The organism is Paenibacillus tianjinensis, assembly GCF_017086365.1.
In the GTDB taxonomy this organism is placed as follows: domain Bacteria; phylum Bacillota; class Bacilli; order Paenibacillales; family Paenibacillaceae; genus Paenibacillus_AQ; species Paenibacillus_AQ tianjinensis.
In genome coordinates, this window is record NZ_CP070969.1 from 2,311,672 (window position 1) to 2,328,182 (window position 16,511).

At 49.4% G+C, this 16,511-nt stretch carries 15 protein-coding genes; 12 read left to right on the forward strand and 3 right to left on the reverse strand.

Translation table 11 applies throughout. From position 1 onward, the window contains the following. Positions 1 to 55 precede the first annotated feature (55 nt). The 10 genes from JRJ22_RS10040 (at position 56) to mnhG (ending at position 8,931) form a co-directional block, all read left to right on the forward strand. The gene (locus tag JRJ22_RS10040; protein WP_206104315.1) at positions 56 to 1,327 is read left to right on the forward strand and encodes an MFS transporter; all 1,272 of its coding nucleotides are present in this window, start codon (positions 56 to 58) and stop codon (positions 1,325 to 1,327) included. A 71-nt stretch (positions 1,328 to 1,398) separates the two neighbouring features. Beyond that, a complete protein-coding gene (locus JRJ22_RS10045; protein ID WP_206104316.1) occupies positions 1,399 to 1,668 on the forward strand; it encodes a metal-sensitive transcriptional regulator in 270 nt (89 codons plus the stop codon). A gap of 260 nt (positions 1,669 to 1,928) precedes the next feature. After that, entirely contained in the window at positions 1,929 to 2,261 is a 333-nt protein-coding gene (locus JRJ22_RS10050) for a rhodanese-like domain-containing protein (protein ID WP_206104317.1), read from the forward strand. A 203-nt stretch (positions 2,262 to 2,464) separates the two neighbouring features. After that, positions 2,465 to 3,097: a universal stress protein gene (locus JRJ22_RS10055; RefSeq protein ID WP_206104318.1), complete on the forward strand. Its 633-nt coding sequence runs from the start codon at positions 2,465 to 2,467 to the stop codon at positions 3,095 to 3,097. A 44-nt stretch (positions 3,098 to 3,141) separates the two neighbouring features. Next, on the forward strand, positions 3,142 to 6,006 hold the full coding sequence (locus tag JRJ22_RS10060; protein ID WP_206104319.1) for a Na+/H+ antiporter subunit A: 2,865 nt from the start codon (positions 3,142 to 3,144) through the stop codon (positions 6,004 to 6,006). Beyond that, a complete protein-coding gene (locus tag JRJ22_RS10065; RefSeq protein ID WP_206104320.1) occupies positions 5,994 to 6,326 on the forward strand; it encodes a Na(+)/H(+) antiporter subunit C in 333 nt (110 codons plus the stop codon). Before JRJ22_RS10060 ends, JRJ22_RS10065 begins: the two co-directional genes overlap by 13 nt. Further along, on the forward strand, positions 6,323 to 7,804 hold the full coding sequence (locus JRJ22_RS10070) for a Na+/H+ antiporter subunit D (RefSeq protein ID WP_206104321.1): 1,482 nt from the start codon (positions 6,323 to 6,325) through the stop codon (positions 7,802 to 7,804). Before JRJ22_RS10065 ends, JRJ22_RS10070 begins: the two co-directional genes overlap by 4 nt. Positions 7,805 to 7,809: 5 nt before the next feature. Beyond that, complete coding sequence (locus JRJ22_RS10075) at positions 7,810 to 8,286, forward strand: Na+/H+ antiporter subunit E (RefSeq protein WP_206104322.1); 477 nt, start codon at positions 7,810 to 7,812, stop codon at positions 8,284 to 8,286. Beyond that, positions 8,286 to 8,579 carry a Na(+)/H(+) antiporter subunit F1 gene (locus tag JRJ22_RS10080; protein WP_206104323.1) on the forward strand — a complete coding sequence of 98 codons (294 nt, stop codon included), beginning with the start codon at positions 8,286 to 8,288 and terminating at the stop codon, positions 8,577 to 8,579. The genes JRJ22_RS10075 and JRJ22_RS10080 overlap by 1 nt, the downstream gene beginning before the upstream one ends. Beyond that, complete coding sequence (mnhG, locus tag JRJ22_RS10085) at positions 8,569 to 8,931, forward strand: monovalent cation/H(+) antiporter subunit G (RefSeq protein WP_206104324.1); 363 nt, start codon at positions 8,569 to 8,571, stop codon at positions 8,929 to 8,931. Before JRJ22_RS10080 ends, mnhG begins: the two co-directional genes overlap by 11 nt. 126 nt (positions 8,932 to 9,057) lie before the next feature. On the opposite strand, the gene JRJ22_RS10090 is transcribed toward mnhG, so the two are convergent. Both JRJ22_RS10090 and JRJ22_RS10095 read right to left on the reverse strand, forming a co-directional pair. Next, positions 9,058 to 9,915 (reverse strand): sugar phosphate isomerase/epimerase family protein, encoded by an 858-nt coding sequence (locus JRJ22_RS10090; RefSeq protein ID WP_206104325.1) that lies wholly within the window; start codon positions 9,913 to 9,915, stop codon positions 9,058 to 9,060. Between the two features lie 90 nt (positions 9,916 to 10,005). Further along, positions 10,006 to 10,563, reverse strand: coding sequence for a hypothetical protein (locus JRJ22_RS10095; protein ID WP_206104326.1), 558 nt, complete (start codon positions 10,561 to 10,563; stop codon positions 10,006 to 10,008). Between the two features lie 120 nt (positions 10,564 to 10,683). Here JRJ22_RS10095 and JRJ22_RS10100 point away from each other — a divergent pair, with 120 nt between their 5' ends. Beyond that, entirely contained in the window at positions 10,684 to 11,271 is a 588-nt protein-coding gene (locus JRJ22_RS10100) for a TetR/AcrR family transcriptional regulator (protein WP_206104327.1), read from the forward strand. A 375-nt stretch (positions 11,272 to 11,646) separates the two neighbouring features. Here JRJ22_RS10100 and JRJ22_RS10105 read toward each other — a convergent pair whose 3' ends face one another. After that, positions 11,647 to 13,383, reverse strand: coding sequence for an SGNH/GDSL hydrolase family protein (locus JRJ22_RS10105; protein WP_206104328.1), 1,737 nt, complete (start codon positions 13,381 to 13,383; stop codon positions 11,647 to 11,649). A 281-nt stretch (positions 13,384 to 13,664) separates the two neighbouring features. Between JRJ22_RS10105 and JRJ22_RS10110 the strand changes: the two genes are divergently transcribed. Then, positions 13,665 to 16,508, forward strand: a complete 2,844-nt coding sequence (locus JRJ22_RS10110) for a glycosyl hydrolase 115 family protein (protein WP_232381096.1) — start codon at positions 13,665 to 13,667, stop codon at positions 16,506 to 16,508. Positions 16,509 to 16,511 lie beyond the last annotated feature (3 nt).

Here is a 16,511-nt window from a genome sequence, read left to right on the forward strand (position 1 = left end):
TTCATATGTTCGCGTGATATAACTGAAACAATTGGTTATAAGAGGAGAAGATTAGATGAAGCTGAGTAAAGAGGAGAAATCCTGGATTCTGTATGACTGCGGCAATTCAGCCTACTCGATGGCGGTGACTACGGCGCTGCTGCCGATTGTATTCGGAATGTTCACGAATGTAGACAGCAGTATGGATTTGGGCTACTTTAATTCCATTGCCAGCATCTTAGTAGCGGTTCTCAGCCCGATCTTAGGGACGATAGCGGATTATAAGGACCGGAAGAAGCGCTTCTTTATTTTTTTCGCTGCGGTCGGCGTACTGGCTACGGCTTCACTGGCTTTTATCTCACCGGATAGCGGGCAATGGCAGCTGCTGATTGCTTTTTACATTCTGTCAGCGATCGGATTTGCCGGGTCCAATATCTTCTATGACTCCTTCCTGGTGGATATTACTAGTGATGAACAGATGGATAAGGTATCCACAAGAGGATTTGCGTTCGGTTATATCTTCAGTGTCATTCCTTTCGGGATCAGCCTGGTGCTGATATTTGTGATGGGGATGGACAAGGCTGTCGGTTATCAGATCGGGTTCATCATAACCGCACTCTGGTGGGGATTGCTAACTGTGCCTATGATCAGGGACGTGAAGCAGAGATATTATATTGAGCCTGAACCTAAGCCGATAGTGAACAGCTTCAAACGACTGGCCGTCACTTTTATGAACATCCGCCAGCACAAAATTGTATTTGTATTTCTGCTCGCCTATTTCTTCTATATTGACGGAGTGGATACCATCATCAAAATGGTAGTACCTTATGCCACTTCCGTTCTGGGCACGGACGCTCTGGATACTTTTACGCTGCTGGGGATTCTGCTTATTATCCAGATTATTGCGTTTCCGTGCGCGATCCTCTACGGCAATCTGGCCAAAACTTACTCCGCCCGGAGGATGATTATTGCTGGAATTTTCACTTACATCATCTCCTGTATCGCGGCCTTCTTCATCACCTCTGTGTGGCATGTGTTTATTCTAGGGGCGCTGATCGGATCGGCTCAAGGCGGAATTCAGGCACTTAGCCGGTCGTATTTTGCCAAGATTATTCCAAAGGAGAATTCCAATGAATTCTTCGGGTTTTATAATATCTTTGGTAAGTTTGCGGCCATTCTCGGCCCTGCGGTGATGTCACTGACTACGACGCTTACGGGTGAAGCAAGTTACAGCATTTTAGCGATTATCCCGCTGTTTCTGATAGGCTTCTTCATCTTCATCACTTTACCAAAGGGGAACGGCTATCGGATCGACAACGCTATGCGTACAAAAAGCCAGGACATTTAGCGTGTACTATCCCCTCTTTTGATCTATACTATACCTATACAGGTATAGTAACTAAGAGGAGATGAATAGCTATGGAATACAGTTATCCCGATGAAATCAAAACACGTTTACGGAGAATTGAAGGACAGATTCGCGGCGTGCTACGGTTAATGGATGAAGGAAAGTCCTGCAAGGAGGTAGTAGCGCAGCTGTCTGCTGTCCGGAACGCCTCCGACAGAGCGCTTGCTCAGATCGTTGCGGAGAATCTCCAGCATTGTATTCTGGAGGAACAAGCCAATGGTAATTATGATCCCGGTAAAATGGTGAAAGAGGCCGTAGAGCTGCTTGTTAAAAGCAGATAAATACAAATGCTGTGACTATTAAATATCGAGTTCAACATATGAAGAATCCTGAATCCTCAGGGTTCTTTTTTCATTACTGACCGCGAAAGCTCCTGGTTACAACCTAATGGAATGAGTTTAAACTTTGGGCATAAATCTTTTCGAGAAATAGAGTGTTGATTAGGTAACGCCAAGACATTATAATACCCATAGGGGTATAAGTAATAATGAAACAACCTTCATCACCAACTACAGTCAATTAAACAAAGGAGAGCATATAAATGGCATTTCAAATTCCAAAAGCAGTTACACCTCAAGCGCTAGTTGAACAATTGAAGCAAGGCAAGCCGCTTAATCTATTGGATGTCCGGGAATCCGTGGAGTGGGCGGAGGGACATGTAGAAGGAGCTAAGCATATTCCGCTAAGCCAGCTGATGGAACGGCGCGAGGAACTGGAACCAGCACAGGAGATTATCATTATGTGCCGCAGCGGTAATCGAAGCGGTCTGGCATGTGAGCTGCTTCATGAAAAAGGATATAAAGTAGTGAACATGACGGGTGGCCTGAATGCGTGGACCAGCAAACTGGTTCGGGATGTTCCTTCGAATAATTGAGGAAGAGGAGAATTTGAATTGGTTATAAGGGGAATAATTATTCCAGTTACGATCTAATCCTAAACCTGTTCAGCTTTACATTCTCCTTCGATGACTATATAATTAATCTAATTGTATATGTAATGAAACGGAGGAGCCTGCCAACAGCGGGCTCCTTTTGTGTGTTTTTATTGGGAAAAATTGACTGATGAGGAGCCTTTGGGATGGAAATGAATAATGAAAGCATCATGGTGTGTGTGCATTATGGTCCTCACGGGCAGCGGTTGATTCAAAGAGGAAGCCAGCTGGCCAGACTGCTGCATGCCCCTCTGACTGTGCTTACTGTGGATTCAGCCGGTGACAATGAGTATAACCGCGAGAAACAGCAATACCTTTCCGGTTGGGAGAATCAGACGAAAGAGGCTGGTGGACAATTTTTAAACCGCAAATGTAATGGAAAAAAAACGGTTGAGGTCATTGTGGAGACCGCCAGGGAAAAGAACATCACCCAGATTGTAATTGGACAAACGAGTCAAACCCTCTGGCAGGAGATTACCCGCGGTAGCTTCATCAATGATTTGATGGAACAGCTCGGCCCCACTGATCTGCATATTGTGGCCGTTCAGCGTTATCCCGAGCTGCTGGAGCAGACTCATGAACAAGGATTTACCGCGTATTTGGTCAAAGATGGCGGCCGTTATGTCCTTACGGAGGATGCTGCCGGAAGTGAGCCGGTGAAGGGTGTTTTTTTCCGCGAGCTGGATACGGATTTTAATACCGGTCTGTTTAAAGTCGTTAAAAACGGTGAGGCACAGTATTTGAGGATAGTACAGAATGAATGGGTTAAGCCGCATTAAGGGGAATAGTATACAAAATTAATCAAAAAGGGGGGTGCTGAGCCATGCTGCATGTTGTTAACTTACTTCCATTTGTACTGGCTGCGCTGATGCTGATGATTAGAAAAAAACTGCGCTTTCACATGGGCTGGATCGTTCTGCCCCTGCCTGCGGCTCTTTTTCTATATTTCCTAACAAAGATTCCGGCAATTCAGTCAGGGGACAAACTGGTGGATAGTGTCTCCTGGATGCCGTCTCTTGGAATCGACATCACACTGGTTCTGGATGGGCTAAGCCTGATCTTTGTCCTGCTGATCACCGGGATAGGAGCGCTTGTCGTGCTTTATTCAATTTATTATCTTCAGAAGCAGAGTGAGGGGATCCGCCAGTTTTATATTTATCTGTTGATGTTCATGGGAGCGATGCTGGGTGTCGTCCTGTCGGATAATCTGATGGTGCTGTACGGCTTTTGGGAGCTTACCAGTATTTCCTCATTCCTGCTCATCGCCTTCTGGCACCGCCGGGAGAGATCCCGTTATGGTGCGATGAAATCCATGCTGATTACGGTATTCGGCGGTCTAGCGATGTTTGCCGGATTTAATCTGCTCTATGTAATGACCGGCACTTATAGTATCCGCGAGATTGTTGCGCAGGCGGGGACCTTAACGGATAACGCCATGTTTATCCCGGCCATGCTGCTTATTCTGCTGGGTGCCTTTACGAAGTCCGCCCAATTTCCGTTCCACATCTGGCTGCCCGATGCCATGGAGGCGCCGACTCCGGTCAGTGCCTATCTTCATTCGGCTACGATGGTTAAGGCGGGGATCTACCTGGTGGCGCGGCTTACTCCGCTGTTTGCCGGGCAATCCGAGTGGTTCTGGTTGGTATCTCTGACAGGGCTGTTTACTTTGATCTACGGTTCCTTTCAAGCGATTAGACAAACCGATCTCAAAGCGTTGCTCGCATATTCCACCATCAGCCAGCTGGGCTTGATCATGTCTCTGCTGGGGCTCGGATCGGCAGCAGCCTTCTTTGCGGGTACAGAGGAAGCAATTTTCTATTCGATGGCTACCACGGCAGCCCTCTTTCATCTCATCAACCATGCCGTCTTTAAAGGCAGTTTGTTTATGGTGGTGGGCATCATTGACCATGAGACAGGTACACGGGATCTCCGCAAGCTTGGAGGATTGATGTCTCTCATGCCGGTCACCTTTTCCGTGGCAGTGATCGGAGCATTTTCCATGGCTGGAATGCCGCCGTTCAGCGGATTCCTGAGTAAAGAAATGTTCTTCACTTCTGTACTCAATATCCGCGGGTTCGATATCCTGAGCTCGGGATTCTGGATGCAGGTCTTTCCGGTGATTGCCTGGCTTGCCAGTGTATTAACCTTTGTATACAGCATGATTCTCGTCTTTAAGACCTTTGGCGGCAAGCTCAAGCAGGATAAGCTGGATAAAACTCCTCATGAAGCGCCGCTCGGCCTTTTGCTGTCACCGGTGATTCTGATTTCACTTGCTGTTGTGTTTGCCATCTTCCCTGATCTCGTCTCCGTTCCGCTGATTGAACCGGCCGTGGCTTCTATTCATACCGGTCTGCTGGCACCAGGGGCAACCTTCGGGGTTTCCATTCATTTCTGGCATGGCTGGACTCCAGAGATCTTCATGACACTTGGCGTTATAACAGTCGGTGTACTCCTCTACAAGGGCTATGGCCGGCTGCGGGTATTGGACCGTGAAGCAAGCGGACGAAATGTACTTAACCGGATGTATGACGGTTCGGTCCACCTGCTGGAAAAAGGGTCGAGACGCTTAACCGACGCTTATATGACGGGCTCCAACCGTCATTACCTGCTGTACATTTTCAGCTTTATGATCATCGCGCTGCTCGCTGTCCTGATGCGGGAACCTGGAATTAGTTTTGGGATGGAGCACTATGCCCCATTGTCCCTCTATGAAACAGTTGTTGTAGCCATCATGCTGCTGGCGGCATTTGCGGTTCCTTTTGCCAAATCGCGGGTCAACGCTATCCTGTTCACCGGCGCTGCCGGCTATATGGTGACGCTGCTGTTTGTCCTTTTCCGGGCGCCCGATCTTGCACTTACACAGATGATTATAGAGACGGTATCTGTCATTCTGTTCCTGCTCTGTTTCCGGTATTTGCCGAAGCTGAAGAAACCGAAGGAGCCCCTGCGCTTTAAGCTGCCGAATTTGGTTATCGCGCTAGGAGTTGGCATTACGATGACCTTCATCGCTCTGGCTGCTATGGGCAGCAGTCCCTTTGAACCCATCTCCGAATTTTTCCTGAAAGAAAGCTACCACTTAGCCGGAGGAAAGAATGTCGTCAATGTCATCCTGGTAGATTTCCGCGGATTTGATACCTTGTTTGAGATCATGGTGCTTGGGATCGCCTCCCTGGCGATCTACGGGTTGATCCATTTAAGAATGGAAGCAGATCTGCCGCAGCCGCAGCAGGGGAAAGCCCTCTCAGCATTGCCTTTGCGGAGTAATGATGTGATCCTGCAGACGATGTCCAAGGGGATTGTTCTTATTATTCTGATCTTCTCGCTCTATCTGTTTTTTGCCGGTCATCATCATCCGGGAGGAGGCTTTATCGGGGCATTGATGGCCTCTGCCGCTCTTGTTCTTATGGCGATTGCCTTCGGTATGGATTGGGTCCGCAAGGCGCTTCCTGTGAATTACCGGCTGCTAACGGCAGTAGGACTGATGATCGCCATTTTAACCGCGTCGGGTTCATTTATTTTTGGAGCCCCATTTTTAAGCCATGCTTTCGGTCATTTTCATCTGCCTGTCCTGGGGGATGTAGAGCTGGCGACAGCTGTGCTGTTTGATTTGGGTGTGTATTTGGCTGTGGTGGGTGTCACAATGAACATCATTTTATCGATTGGAGGGGATAAACAATGGAACTCTTAATGGCGGTGGCGGTGGGGATTCTATTCACTATAGGCGTCTATCTGATCCTGTCCAAAAGCCTGCTGCGCATTGTACTTGGAACCTCCCTGCTGACACATGGTGTCCATTTGCTGCTTTTGACGATGGCGGGACTCAAAAAAGGTTCAGCGCCGGTTCTGGGTAAAGCGGACACTTATGTAGATCCCCTGCCGCAAGCGCTGATTCTAACCTCTATCGTGATCAGCTTTGGAGTTACTGCCTTCTACTTCGTACTTGCTTACCGTTCTTACCAGGCACTCGGTACAGATGAAATAGACAGCATCAAGGAGGACAAAGAATGAGCAATCTACTGGTGCTGCCGATTCTGATTCCCCTATGTACAGCTGTTATTCTGATGTTCTTCAAAGAGAAGATACGGCTCCAGCGCGGAATCAGTGCAGTTAGCGGAGTGCTGAATATTCTGATTGCGTTGCTTTTGGTAACTCGTGTTCACTCTGAGGGCATCCAAACCTTACAGATGGGGGGCTGGGCTCCTCCATACGGCATTGTATTTGTAGGGGATATGTTTGCTGTATTACTGGTGGCGATGGCATCGGTCGTCAGCTTTGCAATTTTGCTCTATTCCTTCCACAGTATCGGGGAGAAGCGGGAGCGGTTCTATTACTATACGTTCTTTCAGTTTTTGCTGGTCGGGGTATATGGCTCCTTCCTTACCGGAGATATTTTTAATTTGTTTGTCTTCTTTGAGGTCATGCTGATTTCATCTTATGCGCTAATTTCAATCGGAGGGACAAGGCTCCAGCTGCGGGAAACGTCAAAATATCTGCTTATAAACATCGTATCCTCGACGCTTTTTGTTGCAGCGGTTGCTTATCTCTACGCAGCGGTCGGAACGCTCAACATGGCGCATTTGTCCCAGCGTATCGCTGAAGCAGGGCAAGGCGGCGTGCTTAACGTAATTGCTGTTTTATTTTTAATTGTATTTTCCTTGAAGGCAGGGCTATTCCTGTTCTTCTGGCTGCCGGGATCGTACAGTGCACCTCCTGCAGCGGTCAGGGCGTTGTTTGGCGCACTGCTGACTAAAGTTGGGCTATATGCGATTATACGCACCTTCACTCTGCTGTTTGTAAACGATCCTGGGTTTACCCAAAGCTGGATTGCCTGGATGGCGGCAGCGACGATGATTTTGGGTGGCTTGGGGGCAGTGGCTTACAAGGATATCCCCCGGATTCTGAACTACAACGTCATTATCAGCGTAGGGTTTGTAGCCTTTGGACTTGCGGCAGGAACAAGGGATGCCCTGGACGGAACGGTCTTCTATCTGCTGCACGATATGCTGGCGAAGGGACTCATGTTTATTCTGGGCGGAGTCATAATATCTGCTGCGGGAACCGACCGGCTGAACAGCATGGGGGGCATGATTAAAAAGTATCCGCTTATCGGCTGGATGTTCTTCATCCTGACGCTTGCCCTGGTGGGTATACCGCCGCTCAGCGGTTTTGCCGGCAAGGTGCTGATTATCCGCGGAGCTTTAGATACGGGCATGCTGACCTTGTCGCTTATTGGTCTTGGATCAAGCTTCCTGGTGCTATATTCCTTGATTAAGGTGTTCAGACAGGCGTTCTGGGGAAATGAACCAGAGAATGATCAGCCTAAAGTGAGTCTGAAATGGGCTTCGGCTATAGCTGGAGGACTGCTAGTCCTCGTGATTGCCATGGGGATCGGAGCAGAGTTCGTATTTACCTATGTATCTCAGGCTGGTGAAGTTCTGGCCTCCCCCGTGCAATACATTGATGCTGTAATGAAGATGAAGGAGTAGAGGAGATGGCCTTACAAATCCTGTTTAACCTGTTGATTGCCTTTCTGTGGATGCTGTTGAATACCAATAGCTCGGGCGCAAGCTTCATCGTAGGCTATGTGCTAGGTATAGCTATTTTACTGATCCTGCGGAAATCCTGGACCCGGCCATTTTATCTTAGACGATTATGGGCCATGCTGAAGCTCCTGCTGATCTTTGCCCGTGAGCTGTTCATCTCAAACTTTGTAGTCATTGGTCATATTCTTCGTCCAAAACTGGCTATACGTCCGGGTATATTTGCTTATGAAACTGAATTAACTTCAGCTTGGGAAGTCACCTTATTGTCCTGCCTGATCTGTCTGACGCCGGGAACGCTGACGCTTGATGTTTCGGGTGATGGCAAGACCCTGTATATTCATGCTATTGATATTGCAGATGCAGAGGAGCTCGCAGAGCAGATTAAAGGTACTTTCGAGCATGCGATTATGGAGGTGACCCGCTGATGATCTCAGCACTGTTAACTGCATCATTGGTGATTCTGGCTCTGGCAATGCTGGCCTGCCTGTTCCGGCTCCTGAAAGGGCCGACCCGCTCAGACCGGGTTGCCGCGCTCGATACGATCGGCATTCATGTGCTGGCCATCATAGCAGTTGTTTCCATGCAGCTGAACACACAGGATTTTCTGGAGATCATTCTGGTGATCGGTATTCTAACATTTATTGGAACGACAGCGCTGGCCAGATATATTGAACGGGGCGTAGTGGTCCAAGAAGGAGGTGACACCCATGACAGGTGAGCTGATTAGTTCGATTCTGGTGTTGATAGGAGCCATTTTCTGCGCTCTGAGTGCCTTCGGCTTAGTCCGGCTGCCCGATGTTTATCTGCGTTCGCATGCTGCAACCAAAAGTGCAACGCTTGGGGTGCTTTGTGTGCTGGGCGGGGGATTTCTGTACTTCTGGGTGGTAGATGGAACAGTCAGCTTCAAGCTGCTGCTCGCTATCGTGTTTGTCTTCATCACTTCACCGGTGGCAGGACATTTGAACGGCCGGTCCGCCTACCGCTCAGGCATTCCGTTATGGGAAGGCAGTGTTCAGGATGACCTGAAGCCCCTAGTGGACAAAGGTCAGGAAATACCCGGGGAAGAATAGGTGTCGCGGAATTATGGATTAGAAGAAGATGGTGTTTTGCGGGAACGCAATACGCCATGTAATTATGCGGGTGGAAGGATTGGCTTGCTAATAGAATCAAGCCAATCATCCTCCGGGGAAGGTTTATTAGAGCTTTTTTTCCAAAACTTCTGTTCGGAGCCTGAGCATCCATTCGGCAGATTGCTTCATATACGCCAGCTGATCCACCGCACCAAAGTGTTCGATGGCGAAAGTGTCATCATAGCCGCTTTTCAGCAAATCCGTTACGATGTCCTTCATCGGGATACAGCCGCTGCCAACAGGAATTGCATACATGGCCCGGCCGTCTGTGGTCAGTTTAGGCGTTTCTCCGGCATGCACCTCAAACGTGCGGTCTTTGCAATGGACATATCCGATATACGGCTTACATGCAGTATATGCCTCCATGGCATCTTCCCCGCTGTACAAAAAATTCCCGGTGTCAAAGGTACAGGAGAGATCCGTGATTTCCTGGACAAAGGACAGCAGCTGTGCGGTAGTAGCAAAAGGGGCCTCTAAGGCATCAAAATCCTCCATACCGACCGTGATTCCCAGCGGTTTCGCATAAGCACACATGGTAGTTACAGCGGCTTTCATGGCCTGCACACATTCCTGATATTCATTAGAAGCGGAATCCATTTCTTGTTCGTTCAAAAATCCCGGAATCACCAGCACCCGTGAAGCGCCGGATCTATGAGCCATAGAGAGGAAAGAACGGATCTGCCGGTCTTTCACTTCTACACTATCTTCATGGCCGAAATCGAAGAACCCGTACATACAGCTTACCTGCAGACCTGCTTGGTCCAGCAGCTTTTTGATCATTTCTTCCTGTGACTCATAGCTGGCGGCATCCATTTCCACAGCATTGATCCCGTAGCTTTTTACCAGGGTACAGATTTCTTCCAGACTCCGGTTAGTCTGATCGGCAGCCTCCCGGATATGATCGTAAAAAACAGATAATTTCATCGTTGGTTGCTCCTCATAGAACACTTTGGTGAGATACATTCATGACTAATAGTAACGCTATTTAAGCGTTTTTACTGCAAATCACTTGTACTATAAGTCCCGGGTGACCGGGTTCTTTGCTTTTCGCGGCCAGAGAAAATAAGAACCTGAGATAAGCAGATCAATGGCGACTATTACTGACCATATCGTGATGATGTTTTGCAGCGCCTCCGTTCGGGCAGGGTCATTAATCCAGGTGATGAGTCCATACAATATTCCGGCTCCAAGCAGATAAGCGAGCACATGCTTCAGCCAGCTTTTGAAATAATAAACGGCATGTTCCATCCCATAGCGCTTTGGCGGCAACGGTCCCTGCTTAGTGACATAATACCGGAAGCGTTCGTCGGCCCAGCTGATCATACTTTTGCCGAAGACAATGGATACTGAAATATAGATGGCTGCGAGCGCATGCGCTGTGGTGGCGGACGCTCCCTTTGCCAGATCCATCCCTGCAATCACCAGCAGAATGAGGTCCAGCACCGGAGTCATAGCAAGGAAAAAGAGCCCCAGCTTGTTGCGTTTGAAGATGTAACGAGCCGTTAATCCGGCGATAATGACCACCCAGAACAGAATTTCACAGGTGACAATTGCCCACGCTACCAGATTCATAATCCACCCCTGTAATTAAATAATGTGTGTTAGATAAGTGAAATTATAGCAGCCGGATTTATATAATACAACTGTATTATAAAATTGCGCAGATCATTTTACCTATGATACAATACGGCTATGCCAAAAATTGTTGATCATTCAGAGCGGAAATCGCATATTGCAGAGGCGACCTGGCGCGTCATTATGAATCAGGGGATGAAGGGGGCCACTGTACGTAACATTGCGCAGGAAGCAGGCGTGTCTCTGGGAGCTTTACGCCATTATTTCACTACGCAGCAGGAGCTGCTTGCCTTTGCCATGAATCTTGTGAAGGAACGGGCCAACGCCAGGATCGAAGCCGTTATCAGTCTCGGCCTGCCGCCTAAAGAGCTGGTCACCAGGGCACTGATGGAGATGCTGCCTTTGGACGAGAGCACCATGGCTGAAATGGAGGTATGGTTCGCGTTTATCTTTCATCTCAGGAATGCGGAGGGGGGGCATAGCGGGCTGAACGACGGGGTCTACCCAGGTATATGCAAGCTCGTGGACCATCTGGACGAGCAGGGCTTATTGAGACAGGGGCTGGATAAGGACAATGAAGCGGAGCGGCTGTATGCCTTGGTCGATGGACTGGCCCTGCATGCCATGCTGGAGCCTGGGCGGATAGACAAGCAGCGGATCATCCGCGTGCTGAACAGCCATATGGATTCTATCTGCAGGGAATAGAGCAGAAGAGGGAATCAAAAGCAGATATGCGTCTGATTCGGCGGAGCAGATGGTGAAAACAAAGGTAAAAATCCCTTTGATTGGGCTGATTCTAGGCCGAAGGGTGAGATCAAAGGTAAAAGTACCTCTGATTCCGCCGCCAGCGGGCGAAACGGGGAAATCAAAGGTAATAACACCCTAGAATGCACAATAGTAACTACTGAGAGCAGAGGGTGCCCTCCAGCCATAAACCGGCTGAGAGGACACCCTTTTATTAGTAAGCAATAATGGATATTGGTTTGAACAAATCGATGTGTCACTAGCAATCCGAAGCAGGGAATATTTATTTTACATAAAGAATCTTATATTATGGACAATAACTTCTTCTACATTCCCTCAACAATACCCAAAGCCCAGTATTGTAAAGCATTTGTCCTCATCCCCGGGGGCCATCGAGATTTCGATCGTATGCTCCCGGCTGTTCTCATTCTGATAAAGGATGACCGGATTGCAGTGTGTCCAGTTGTTCTCGTGCGGGTCCGCGGTAATCACCAGATTGCCGTCCACATAAATATTTGCCTTACCGAATTCAGGGCTGCCGGAATCCTTGAAGATCAGGACCAGGATTCTGCTGGTGATCGTCAGGTTGAAGCCCGCAGTACCTGACGAGGCTGGATGCATCCAGTTATGCGGAAATTCCGCTGTAACGTAAGGGTTGGCATCCATTTCTACCATCTGCAGCTCGGTATCCAGCTCCGTGAAACCGCCTAGTTCTATCTTCGCAACGTCCATCGGGGTGATCCGGTCCAGCAGTCGGATGCCCGTGTAATCATTCCCGATCACCGGCGGCTGATCCAGACTAATATCAGTGCTATCCATTTCAGCCTTACGGGTTTCGGAGAACAGATAAGTCAGGCAATCGGCCATAACCCGGTGGCCGTCATTGGTAGGATGATAGATATCATAGAAAAATTGCCGTTTCGAGATGATGTTCCCCTCCGCCTTGGTCAGCTTGAATTGCTCGGATACGGCGTCCTTTACACTGACCATCGGAAGATTATAACGCAGTCCGACAGGGGAGAGCCGTTCCTGCAGGTTCCAGTCATTCACAAACACGCTGAACAGCAGAATGACAGCCGGCTGGTTGTCTGCGGACAGGATTTTCAGGCATAGGCTTTCGTAACAATTCCCCTTCGTTTCATCGCCTTCGTCGTTCACGGCAAATTCCACGATTACGATGTCCGGTACCACGGAGCCCTCCCGGAGAATATCCCGTTCATAACGGATAACGCCGAGCTCGGACGGTGTGCCGCCTACTCCGGCTTTTACAAAATGGATATTCTCTCCACCATCTTTACCGAACTGCTCCTTAAAGCCCAAATAGGATTGATAGGCATAACACTCCGTATGTATCGGCTTGGCTCCCGCGCCCTGCGTAATCGAACCTCCGATATAGGCAATCGTGACTTCCTCGCCCCGTAACGCTTTGTTTATAGCAGACTTCAATCTTCGATTATTCCCTGAATGCATCAGGGACTTCGCGATCATCCCATGGTATTCGTCCGAGCCGAAAGGAACCGGTGTTTCAGCCGTCAGCTCTGGTACAGAATAACCGTCATTCAGATAAAAGATGATGCTCGCCGTAGCCAGCTCGCCCGGATGGTTGAATTCAAAAGCAAACTTGCCGGGAGCCTCATCATCTACGGACCATACGAAGTCCTCCAGTGTTAGAATGACCTCCGTTCCATCGCCGGGGCAGGGAATCCGCAGACTGCTACCGGTTACATACTTATTGGTCTTCCCCCAATTCTGCAGCAGAAAAGAGACCTCCGACTGCTTGTTCTTCACTTTTACAGCCACACCGATACTGTGCACCAGCTTACGGAAACCGCTCCAGCTTCTCAGCAGCTCAAGCATATGCTCATCCGTTACGCCGCCAATATACCTGGCTTTGTCCGTCAGATAGCTGCCTTCCAGATAAATCTCTTGAGAGGGTTTGCCTTCGGCCCGCGCCGTAGCTTCCACGTCTGTCTCGAACAGCACGTAGAACCCGTTTCTCCGCGGGGTGGGGTCCTTAGGGGCTTTGGGACCAGCGGCTGTATCACCTGTTATAGTACTGTAATTGTCTTCCATCGTTCAAATCATCCTCGTTCATTGATATTTTTGAAGGCGCTTTCCAATCGTCCGAAGTGAATCCTTAAATATTGATCTGCTGACCGCGCCTCACAATGTCTACACTGTACCAGAAACATTCCGGGACTGGAATCCTTAATCGTTCATTTCAGCCCCAAGATCACAATTTCCCTCTGCTTATTACAAAAAGTATCTAGTTTCCACATGGTCGCTGAAACCGCTTTACTTATATAATGTGCCTGAGTCTAGTCTTTGAAAAAAGCTACGGAGGGAAATTTCTAATGATACTTGTGAAGCAAGGGGAAGCCGCAAAGATATACCTGGACCCTACGGCAAAGGAGTATGACGGTTTGAGAAGAGTGGCCGGGTCTTTTGCAGAAGATATAAATTTGGTGACCGGGGCCACACCTGAAATCATCACCCGGAAAGAGCAGCTTGGCAGCACTGCGGTTATTGCAGGAGCAGTCGGCGGTAATGACCTTATCGATACATTGATTGAGGCGGGTAAGCTGGACGTAACATCCATCCGGAATAAAAGGGAGTGTTACATCATTCGGCTGGTCGAACAGCCGGCTGATGGGGTGGATCAGGCGCTGGTTATTGCGGGAAGCGATAAACGGGGCACAATTTACGGCATTTATACTCTCTCCGAACTGATCGGTGTCAGCCCGTGGGTGTACTTTGCGGACGTGCTCCCGGAGAAGAAACCACTGCTGGAAATTCCCGATCATCTCCTGAACAGGGCTTCCAAAGAGCCTTCTGTGAAATACAGAGGTATTTTCCTGAATGATGATTGGCCGTCTCTGGGCTCTTGGGTTACCGGGGCTTTTGGCGACTTCAACGAAGATTTCTACGACAAGGTATTCGAGCTGATCCTCAGATTGAAGGGGAACTACCTGTGGCCGGCTATGTGGAGCGCCGAATTCAGTTTGAACGGCAAGAGCCACCCGCTGGCGAACGCCAGGCATGCGGAAGAATACGGCATCGTTATGGGCACATCTCATCATGAACCGCTGTTCAGGGCAGGCAGTGAATGGCAGAAGGTGTATGAGCAGTACGGGACAAGTAATCTGTGGGATTTTGCCCGGAACAGGCAGGCTATTACTGCTTTTTGGGAGGACGGAATCAAGAGAAATAAAGATTACTCCAACCTGATCACACTAGGGATGCGGGGTGAGAGCGATTCTGCACTGGAGGGCTCTGACCGGGAAAATATAGAGCTGCTGAAGGATATCATCCGCACGCAGAAAGCGCTTTTGAAGAAATATAATCTCGAACATGCGCCGCAAATTCTCGCTGTCTATAAGGAAGTGGAGAAATACTGGTACGGTTCTGACGAGGTAGAGGGCCTCAAGGAATGGGATGTGCTGAACGATGTGACGATTCTACTGGCTGATGATAACTTCGGCAATCTCCGCAAAATCCCGGCGGGTGAAGAGCAGCAGCGCAGCGCCGGGTGGGGGATGTATTACCATTTTGACTATCACGGAGGTCCGCATTCCTATGAATGGCTGAATACGAGCCCGCTTGAGAAGACCTGGGAGCAAATGTGTATGGCCTTTGATTACGGCATCCGTGACGTGTGGATCGTCAATGTCGGGGATTTGAAGCCGATGGAGCTGCCGATCTCTTACTTTTTGGACTTGGCCTATGACTTTGAGGCTTGGGGCACAGGTGCAATCAACCGGACAGCCGAATATACCTTGCGTTGGACCCGGCAGCAGTTCGGACATATCACAGACCCGGAGACAATCTCCGGGATCGCGCAGGTACTCTCGGATTACACAAGAATGAATGGACGGCGCAAACCGGAAATTATTAGGTCCTTCACCTTCAGCCTTGTCCATTATCATGAGGCCCGGAGAGTCCTGCAGCAGGCGGTCAGGCTTGAGGAAGCAGCCCAAAAATACGAGAAGCTCATTCCGGACAGCCACAAAGATACGTATTATCAGCTTGTTTATTTCCCGGCGGCAGCTTCAGCCAATGTGGTTAAAATGCAGATTTACGCCGGACTTAGCCAGCTGTTCGCTGAGCGGGGCAGTGTCCTGGCCAATACCTATGCCAAACGAGTTAACGAAGCGGTAGAGCGGGATAAGCAGCTGGAGCTCGTCTATAATAACGGGATTTCCGGAGGGAAATGGCGGGGGATGATGAGCTCCGCACATGTGGGTTATGTCAACTGGGACGCGGAAGGCTGGAGCTATCCCGAAGCCAAGACCATTGCACCTGTCAAAGGCTCACAGATGATTGTCAGTGTTGAGGGAACAGAGCAAGGCTATAGGTCCGGTACAGCGAGTCTGCCGGAATTTACGAATCTGTGCAGAGAGAGCTGCGGAATTACGATCAGCAATGGCGGAGATACGGGATTTGACTATGAGGCGGTCAGCAGCACGGAGTGGATCAGGCTGGATAAGCCCAGCGGCTGGGTTGAGGAAGGGGAGACAATTGCTGTCTCTGTAGATTGTGAGAAAATTGGGGAGTCAGCAAGCGGTGAGATTACCATTACCGGTGCAGGGGGAACGGTCAAAGTGACTGCTGCAGCTGTCTGGATGGACGTTCGGGAAGTGCCGCCGCTGACCTTCATTGAAACACACAACGTAATTTCTATTGAAGCGGAGCATACGCTTCGCCGTGTAGCGAAGTCCGGGGTCGAATGGAAGACCATTGAAAACTACGGGCGTACCTTATCTTCAGTGAAAATGTATCCGGACGGCGTGTCCTTTCAACAACCGGAACATGCGCCATACCTAGAATACTCGGTACTGGTGACGCGGAACGGGGAGTATAGCCTGACTTCGTATCTTGCCCCGACGAATCATCTGTCACTGACCAGCGGACTGAAATATGCGGCAGGCTTTGATAACGGGACACCGGTTATTGCTGACGCGCTGCCGGCGGACTATGAGGGTGGCAATCATGATAATGCAGCCTGGTGCCAGGCCGTGATGGACAATATTCATACCATGACTACCCGCTATACCTTGACCAAGGGTATTCATACTCTCCGGTTCTACGGCTTAGATGCCGGTCTGGTCTTACAAAAGCTGGTGCTGTCTGCTGTCCCGCTCCCTTATTCGTACCTGGGTCCGGAGGAGAGCTTTTATACAGGACAGCCCGAGCAATAGAGT